At 69.1% G+C, this 2191-nt stretch carries 2 protein-coding genes and 1 pseudogene; all 3 read right to left on the minus strand.

Going from position 1 to position 2191, the window contains the following annotated elements; genetic code table 11:
• A pseudogene (locus AX744_RS15280) lies at positions 1 to 419 on the minus strand (two-component sensor histidine kinase); the annotation flags it as partial.
• A gap of 26 nt (positions 420 to 445) precedes the next feature.
• Positions 446 to 1174 (minus strand): response regulator transcription factor, encoded by a 729-nt coding sequence (locus AX744_RS15285; RefSeq protein WP_045262204.1) that lies wholly within the window; start codon positions 1172 to 1174, stop codon positions 446 to 448.
• Positions 1175 to 1253: 79 nt separating this feature from the next.
• Positions 1254 to 2191: acetylxylan esterase (locus tag AX744_RS15290; RefSeq protein ID WP_157543625.1), on the minus strand; the 938-nt coding region annotated here is incomplete at its 5' end.

Raw genomic sequence — 2191 nt, forward strand, 5'->3', positions numbered from 1 at the left:
GCCATCACCCGGTACGAGCCCACGTCGCTGATGGAGACTGAGGCGACCGATGAGTCCTTCAGCGCGCCGGCGATCTCCGCCAGCTGGGCCCCGCTGAGGGTCTGCAGCGACCCGGCGAGGGGGTCGCCGTCCGTGGTCTTGGCGACGACGCCGCTGAAGCCGGTCACGGGGCTCGAGACCACGAAGAGCACACCCACCGGCGGTGCGGAGCTGTTCGCGAGCACGTTCTGCGCGGTGGCGGACGACGGGGGGAACGCCTCGGTCACCCGGACGAGCTGGTGCGCATTGTTGGAGAGCTTCTGGTCGAGCTGATCCTCCATGGTCTTGCCCAGCGTCGCGCTGGTGATGATGGCGACGATGATGAGGATCAGCGAGACGAACCCGATCACGGCGGTCATCAGCCGTGTCTGCAGGCTCATCGGCCGTCTCATCGTCGTCGCCGAGCTCACTGAGGGGCCTTGATCATGTAGCCGACGCCGCGGACGGTGTGCAGCAGCGGCGTGCGTCCGGCGTCGATCTTCTTGCGCAGGTACGAGATGTACAGCTCGACGACCGATGACTTGCCGCCGAAGTCGTAGCTCCACACCCGGTCGAGGATCTGCGCCTTCGAGAGCACCCGGCGCTCGTTGCGCATCAGGTAGCGCAACAGCTCGAACTCGGTCGCGGTGAGCTCGATCTCGGTGCCGTCGCGCACGACCTCGTGGCTGTCCTCGTTGAGGGTGAGGTCGGCGACGCGCAGGATCGACTGGCCGTCGTCAGCGGTGGCGTGGCCGGTGCGGCGGATGATCGCCCGCAGGCGCGCGATCACCTCTTCCAGGCTGAAGGGCTTGGTGACGTAGTCGTCGCCGCCGGCGGTGAGTCCTGCGACGCGGTCGCCCACGGCGTCCTTGGCGGTGAGGAAGAGCACGGGGACGAGGTTGCCGGCATCCCGGAGCCGCTTGAGCACCGACATGCCGTCGAGGTCGGGCATCATGATGTCGAGCACGAGGGCATCGGGTTCGAACTCGCGCGCGACCTGGAGGGCCTCCATGCCGGAGGAGGCGGTGCGCACCTCCCAGCCCTCCATGCGCAGGGCCATCGCGAGCAGGTCGGTCAGCATCTGCTCGTCGTCGACGGCGAGGATGCGCAGGGGGGAGCCGTCGGGGCGGCGCAGTTCGGGCAGGTCGCTGGTCATGTCCCTATTCTGCGGAATCTCCTATGCGATTTCTATGGAGAACGCTATGCATTTTCTGAGAAGCGGTCCGTCGGGGTGTTCAGATCAGACGTTCGTCGGGCAGTGCGAGGAAGTCGATGCCGTCCTGCAGCGCGAGTCGGTCCGACAGCTCGCCGACCGTTCCGGGGAGGTGGCCCGCCGCCCGCACGCCGAGGCGCTTCGGGCCGGACACGGCGTGGTAGACCGCGAACTGCCCGCGTGGATCGACGGCGGGGTCGAGCACGGCCGCGCTCACGTGCACGGGCAGCTGCAGCCGCCGGGCCGCGATCGCCGCGTCGAAGTAGTCGAGCACTGGCCGGACCTCCGGGTGTTCGCGGAGGTGCAGGCGCACGGCCTCACCACTCCCGGTGCATCTCCGTGACAGGCGCACGTCATGGTTGCCGAAGCTCGGGACATCGAGCGCGGCGCGACGGAACCTCCCGTCCCACGGCAGGGCGAGCGCGCCGATGCCGCCGCCGAAGCTACCGCCGCTGAAGTCGAGCGCTCCCGCTGCGGATGGGGCCATCTCGAGGAGCACGGTCGCCGCTCGCCAGATGTCGGCGGCGCTGAAGCGGTGCGAGTAGGTGTCGCGGTGTTCGATCCCTGCCAGCACGTGCTCGTCGGGCGATGCGGGGAACCGGCTGCTCGTGCCGATATGGGTTCCGGGGGCGACCGGGAAGATCGCGGCGGCGTCGGAGGCGACGCGTTCGATGTCGGGGCCGGTGCGACCGCCGTAACCGTGGCCGACGACGAGGCCTCGGCGGGTCACGTCGGCAGCGTGCGGAAGCATCACGAACGCGACGGCCGCCTCGCCGGCGGAGGAGCGGAAGCGGATCTCGGCGACGCGATGCGTCGGGGTCTCGGGGTGCTCCTGGACGACCTCCCAGGCCACGCTGCCCGTGCCGAACTCCTCGAAGGAGGCCCTCCAGAAATCGTCGAAATCCGACGGTTCCACGGGGGGATCGAGTGGGGTCAGGAGCGTGCTCAGCGAGTACTCCG

Source organism: Microbacterium sp. CCH5-D1 (assembly GCF_001557335.1).
Classification (GTDB): Bacteria; Actinomycetota; Actinomycetes; order Actinomycetales; family Microbacteriaceae; genus Microbacterium; species Microbacterium oxydans.

Coding starts and splice junctions, on each gene's coding strand:
- AX744_RS15285 (WP_045262204.1), bottom strand. CDS start 1,174: ATGACCAGCGACCTGCCCGAACTGCGCCGCCCCGACGGCTCCCCCCTG.